At 43.8% G+C, this 6,462-nt stretch carries 5 protein-coding genes and 1 tRNA gene; all 6 read left to right on the plus strand.

Annotated features, from left to right (window positions below; all coding sequences use genetic code 11):
* Positions 1-2: 2 nt before the first annotated feature.
* The 6 genes from ABRT01_RS17805 to rocF all read left to right on the plus strand — a co-directional run bounded on the left by ABRT01_RS17805 (position 3) and on the right by rocF (position 6,193).
* A tRNA-Lys gene (locus ABRT01_RS17805) sits at positions 3-75 on the plus strand.
* A 251-nt stretch (positions 76-326) separates the two neighbouring features.
* Entirely contained in the window at positions 327-1,616 is a 1,290-nt protein-coding gene (locus ABRT01_RS17810; protein ID WP_269410945.1) for a hydroxymethylglutaryl-CoA reductase, degradative, read from the plus strand.
* Positions 1,613-2,575: a mevalonate kinase gene (gene mvk, locus ABRT01_RS17815; protein ID WP_367749071.1), complete on the plus strand. Its 963-nt coding sequence runs from the start codon at positions 1,613-1,615 to the stop codon at positions 2,573-2,575. Before ABRT01_RS17810 ends, mvk begins: the two co-directional genes overlap by 4 nt.
* Positions 2,576-2,592: 17 nt before the next feature.
* A complete protein-coding gene (gene mvaD / locus ABRT01_RS17820; RefSeq protein ID WP_269410947.1) occupies positions 2,593-3,570 on the plus strand; it encodes a diphosphomevalonate decarboxylase in 978 nt (325 codons plus the stop codon).
* 179 nt (positions 3,571-3,749) lie between these two features.
* Positions 3,750-4,850, plus strand: coding sequence for a phosphomevalonate kinase (locus ABRT01_RS17825; RefSeq protein WP_269410948.1), 1,101 nt, complete (start codon positions 3,750-3,752; stop codon positions 4,848-4,850).
* Positions 4,851-5,293: 443 nt separating this feature from the next.
* The gene (gene rocF / locus ABRT01_RS17830; protein ID WP_269410949.1) at positions 5,294-6,193 is read left to right on the plus strand and encodes an arginase; all 900 of its coding nucleotides are present in this window, start codon (positions 5,294-5,296) and stop codon (positions 6,191-6,193) included.
* The last annotated feature ends 269 nt before the right edge of the window (positions 6,194-6,462 follow it).

Consider the following 6,462-nt stretch of genomic DNA (forward strand, 5'->3'; position numbering starts at 1 on the left):
ATGAGCCATTAGCTCAGTCGGTAGAGCATCTGACTTTTAATCAGAGGGTCGGAGGTTCGAATCCTCCATGGCTCACTAGAACAAAGGCGGAAGCTGAATGAATCGGAAATTTTTACGTTTTATTTTCCGTTATACAAGAAATCCTAGCCAAAAACTAGCAACCATAGTAAAATGAAGTAAACAAGGTCGTTCTGTAAAATGACAACCTTGTTTATTTGCATTTTAGACTATTTTTTTACATAATAGAGAGAGCTATTTTTTGAATAAAACGTACTTGAAACAGACACAAATATAGATATGATCTTTTTTGCAAAAGGATGAGTGGAATGAGGACTTCTAGAATCCCTGGGTTTTATAATATGGCGGTGGAAAAGCGACGTGAATGGTTAGCATCAAATTTACAACTGCAGGATGGGGAATTGGATCATTTGGAGAGTGCTCAATCATTGCCACTAGAGACGGCAAATAAGATGATTGAAAATGTTGTTGGTACTTATTCCTTACCATTAGGGATGGGTTTGAACTTTTTAATAAATGGAAGGGATTATGTCGTTCCAATGGCGATTGAAGAACCATCTGTTGTGGCGTCGGCCAGTCATATTGCTAAAATTGTCCGGGAAGCCGGCGGGTTTAAAACAAACGCTACTGAACGTGTCATGATCGGGCAAATTCAGATTATCGGCTGTCCGGATTTTAATGCTGCCAAAGAGGCCATTATTGCAGAGAAGAATGCACTGATCAATGATGCGAATGCGGCATACCCAAGTTTGGTTGCTAGGGGTGGCGGTGCCGAGGATCTGGAAGTTCGACTGTTAAATGATGATGCAGAATCGGATTACGGGAAGATGTTAGTGGTGCATGTATACATAAATACATGCGATGCCATGGGAGCCAACATTATCAACACGATGGTGGAATCATTAGCACCAACCATGGAAAAATTAACAAATGGGAAAGTATATTTGCGTATTCTTTCCAATTATGCCGACCGATGCCTGGCAAAGGCGATATGTGTCATCCCACCTGAATTGTTAAGAAAGGATGGCTTTACCGGGGAAGAAGTGCGTGATGGTGTTGTTCATGCATATAAGTTCGCTGCCTCTGACCCATACCGGGCGGTCACCCATAATAAAGGGGTCATGAATGGCATTGACCCGGTGGTTATCGCAACCGGTAATGATTGGCGTGCGGTAGAGGCTGCTGCCCATGCCTATGCATCACGTCATGGAAAATATGATTCGATGACAACCTGGTCCGTTGATAATCAGGGAAACCTGGTGGGGGAATTGGAGTTACCGATGTCGGTTGGAACTGTTGGCGGATCTATTCGTGTGCATCCGATGGCTCAGGTCGCTCATAACATATTGGATGTATCTTCTGCCAAGGAGCTGGCACAAGTCATTGTTGCTGTAGGACTGGCACAAAACCTTGGCGCATTAAAGGCTTTGGCAACGGAAGGCATCCAGAAAGGTCATATGGCATTACATTCTCGGTCGGTTGCTATGGCAGCAGGTGCTACTGGGGAGATGATCGATATTATTGCGGAACAATTGATTGAAGCAAAGGAAATCCGTGTTGGAAAAGCTAAAGAATTGGTGGAAGAATATATAAAATGAGTGCAGAAAAGGCAACAACTTCAGAACAAACAGCTATAGGATTAGCTCATAGTAAACTGATTTTAATTGGTGAGCATGCGGTTGTACATGGGCAACCTGCCATTGCCATTCCATTTCCGCTAGTTGGCGTGGAGTCCATTGTTGAACACGTCCCAGGAGCAGTTAAATTGGATAGTGCCATCTACCATGGGCCAATTGATTTAGCGCCGAATCAAATGGATGGGATTGTTAACTGTGTCCATGCGGCGTTAAGGGAATTGGGACTGCCATGTAAGGATCTATTAATTCGCATCAAATCTTCCATACCACCTGGCAAGGGACTAGGGTCGAGTGCTTCGGTGGCTATTGCAGTAATCCGGTCATTGTTTGCCTATGCAGATGAACCCTACACGGAAGAGGAACTGCTTAACCTTGCTAATATTTCGGAAACTTATGCACATGGCGCACCTAGCGGAATTGATACATTGACAATTACATCCGGATCACCGGTCTGGTATGAAAAAGACAGACCATTTGACTTTATTCAGCCAAAAGCGGACTTCCATTTTGTCGTTGCTGACTCTGGTCGAATGGGTGATACGAAGTCTGCGGTTGAATCGGTTGCAAACTTATTCAAATCCGCATCAAAGCGAATTCAGGCAAGCCTTGACCGGATAGGTGAAATCACACATCAGGCAAGACGTGCGCTGGAAAAGGCGAGTAAACACATCTTGGGGAAAACGTTGAATGAAGCACAAAAGGAACTGGAAGCGCTTGGTGTTAGTGATGCGGGATTAAACAGGCTGATTTATATAGCCCGAAAAGAGGGAGCACTGGGGGCAAAACTAACTGGTGGTGGAAATGGCGGTTGTATCATTGCGCTGGCACGAAATGAAGCACACTCCATCCATCTGACCGAGAAGCTGAAAAGAATTGGTGCACACGCAGTTTGGCCTTTTGTATTACGGCGGCAGATCTAAGTGAAATGGGGATATCGATGAAAGCAACAGCTAAAGCACATACAAATATTGCCCTTATTAAATATTGGGGAAAGCGGGACGATTCGTTAATTTTACCGATGAATAACAGCCTTTCCTTAACACTTGACGGGTTTTATACAACAACAACGGTAGCTTTTCGGGAAGAACTTTCACAGGATACGTTTTTTCTAAATGAGCAGGCTGTTACGGGGAGTCAATATCAACGGGTTGCAGCGTTTCTCGATCACATCCGAAACGAAACAGCGGTAACGAATTTAAATGCTGAAGTGCACTCCATTAATCATGTTCCCACTGCGGCCGGGTTTGCCTCCTCTGCTTCAGGATTTGCGGCATTGGCGGCAGCAGCGATCAAAGCACTTGATGTTCCAATGAGTGACGAGGATCTATCCAGGATAACCAGACAAGGATCAGGTTCTGCATGCCGATCCATTCACGGTGGATTCGTGGAATGGGTAAAAGGAACGAAAACGGATGGTTCCGATTCCTATGCTGTTCAGGTACAAGCCGCGGATCAGTGGGATGTAAGGGTCGCTGCTGTTGTTTTAACGGAAACGGCAAAGAAAATATCCAGCCGGGAAGGGATGAAGCGTACAGTAGCAACTTCTCCGTTTTATCCGGGCTGGATGGATAGTATCCCTCATGATTTGGAACAGATAAAGGACGGAATAGAACATCATGATTTTGAAAAGGTTGGCAGTATCGCTGAGGCAAATTGTCTGAAGATGCATGCTACAATGCTTGGGGCTGCACCACCGGTTATGTATTGGAATGATGCAACAGTTCGGGTCATGCGAGAGGTTCAGGCAATGCGAGAACGTGGTGTCCCCGTGTTTTTTACGATTGATGCCGGTCCCAACGTAAAGGTGCTCTATTTACCGGATGATGAGGCAATTGTAGAAAAGGCGCTTCACCAAATTCCTGGTGTACAAGATGTTACCTTAAGTCGCCCAGGACAGGGAATCACCTATCTATAAAGTGAAACAGGTGGGGGTATTACAGCCGGTTAATGCGTGATAAAAATGAGTAGGCGGGGGTAGGTTTGAAAAAACGCCCGCGATGCGAATATATTTTTTGGCGTTTTGTGCCTTAGGTAAAGCAAATGGTATAGATATAACAGCCTGTAAGTTCCTGATTCATATAGGAGTTGAAAAAATTGTCGAACACATCCATGACCATTCAAGTACCAGGAAAACTAATGGTTGCAGGTGAATTTGCTGTCCTTGAGCCGTATCATCAGTTAGTAGTAATGGCAGTTGACCGCTATGTTTATGCAACTATTACAGAACAAAATAACAATCGGCTGTCACTACTCGATTTTGCATTGACCGACCTGGAGTGGGACTATCATGCGAATAAGCTTGACATTCGTGCGCAGGATGACCGGCTTCGGTTTGTAGAAGATGCGATGACTGTGGTGCTTACATATTTAGTAGAAAATGAAATCAGGCTAAGCCATTTTCATTTAACGATAAAAAGTGAATTAGATGATGCCTCGGGAGTGAAATATGGGCTTGGCTCCAGTGCAGCTGTTGTAACATCCGTTATCGCCTCAATCCTACATATGCATTTAAATGAAAAACCTACAGCGGAATTGGTGTTTAAACTGGCAGCAATTGCACATGTGAAAACGCAAGGAAGTGGTTCAGGCGCTGATGTTGCCGCATCTTCCTATGGCGGTTTCCTTCAATACAGTTCATTCCAGGCAGAATGGTTGCTACAATCTTACCAGCAGGCTCATTCGATCATGGAGTTACTAAAGATGGAATGGCCTTATTTTTCTGTGAATCCAATTCAACTCCCTAAAGATATTTACATTTGTATTGGCTGGACAGGCAATCCCGCATCTACGTCAAGGTTAATCCCAAGAATCCGTGAGCTCAACAACCATCATCCAGAACTTTATCAGCAATTTTTACTAGATAGTAAACAAGCGGTGACCACCTTTTTGGAAGGTGTGGAAAAGAGTGATAAGGGTTTATTATTCAAGGGGGTTGCGGACAATCGAAATGCGCTGGCAACGGTCGGGAAAAATGCTGGGGTTGAAGTAGAAACCCCTTTGTTAAAAACGTTGTGTGATTTAGCGGAACAATATGGAGGAGTCGGAAAACCATCTGGTGCTGGCGGTGGTGATTGCGGAATCGCGTTCATGCCAAACCTGCAAATGGCCAATCGATTAATGAAGGCCTGGCAGGATGTTGGAATCAAACCGTTGACCATCAGTCCTAACCTTTTTGGGGCAACCATGGTAGAATAGATAAACAGTAAACAGGTATTATCCAAATAGGATGGTACCTGATTTTTTTGTGACTGGGTAAAGACATGGGCTGTCATGGGTAGATATTAACCGGACTTCGGCTGATTGCAATTGATTGTTGCATTGCCGGGGTCGATATTTCCTTTGTTCTGGTTGATAGTTAAGCCTATCAGGTTGATATTAGCATGTGTATGGTCGATAAAAGCACTGCCTCGGTCGATACACGCCCAACCCTGGTTGATATTAGATAAATTCGGTCGATGTTAGCTGCGTTTCGGTTGATATTAACATTCCGGAATTGATTGTGTAGTAACATTCAATCAATCGTGTGTCTATCCTAACAATCGCCTGAACCTTATTATGTATGAATATACAAAAAAATGTTGAGTTGAGTCATGTTCCCCTTTTTCGCTAAAATATACATATACAAGGGGGTTGGGAATATGTTAAAAGATATGTCGATTATTGGGGTACCGATGGATCTGGGACAAAGCAGACGGGGTGTTGATATGGGGCCGAGTGCGATGCGCTATGCTGGTGCTATAGAAAGATTACAGCGTTTACAATACCACGTTGATGATTTGGGAGATATTTCTATCAATCGTCCAGACCAGCAGTCGGATGAGCGGGAAGGAAACTTAAGAAATTTACCACAAGTTGCCGAAGCGAACGAAACATTAGCACAATTGGTAAATGAGGAGATTAATAAAAACCGCTTTCCGCTAATTTTCGGTGGGGATCATAGTATTGCCATTGGCAGCTTATCCGGAATCGCCAAGCACTACAACAATCTTGGGGTGATCTGGTATGATGCGCATGGTGATTTGAACTCCGGGGACACATCACCGTCAGGCAACATTCACGGAATGCCACTAGCCGTTAGCATGGGAATTGGCCATGAAAGGTTAACGAACATGTTGGACTACCAGCCAAAAGTGAAACCGGAAAATGTCGTTATTATTGGTGCACGTTCACTGGATCCGGGAGAACGTGAACTGATTAAAGACAAAGGGATTAAGGTGTTTACCATGCATGAAATTGATCGGATGGGAATGACTAGTGTGATGCGGGAAACGGTTGATTACTTAAAGCATTGTGATGGTGTTCATCTTAGTCTTGATTTGGATGGATTGGATCCATCGGAAGCACCTGGTGTAGGAACACCGGTGCTTGGCGGGCTAAGTTATCGCGAGAGTCATTTGGCTATGGAAATGCTTGCTGAAGCGGATATTCTGACATCAGCCGAATTTGTTGAAGTCAATCCAATCTTAGATGACAAAAATAAAACCGCAACACAGGCAGTTGGATTAATGGGATCTCTATTTGGTGAAAAATTAAAATAGCAATGAAAAAGACATTGAATTTCACTCGTGAGCTTCAATGTCTTTTTTGATTTTCCTGGTGGCGGGCACGCACGTGATTCTGAATTGTCTAACTCCTATGTGTACGTCAATTTTTATCCCCAAAACTATCCATATATCTAGTATACTATAATATGGAATTCCCGATATATTTATAATATAAAAGATATTACTTAAATGCGTGTTCAAAAAGGAGGATAAAAAGGACCGAGAAGTTCTAGGCGGCGTAGCTTTGAGCACCGGAGTGTACA

Source organism: Lentibacillus sp. L22 (assembly GCF_040812445.1).
In the GTDB taxonomy this organism is placed as follows: domain Bacteria; phylum Bacillota; class Bacilli; order Bacillales; family Amphibacillaceae; genus Lentibacillus_C; species Lentibacillus_C daqui.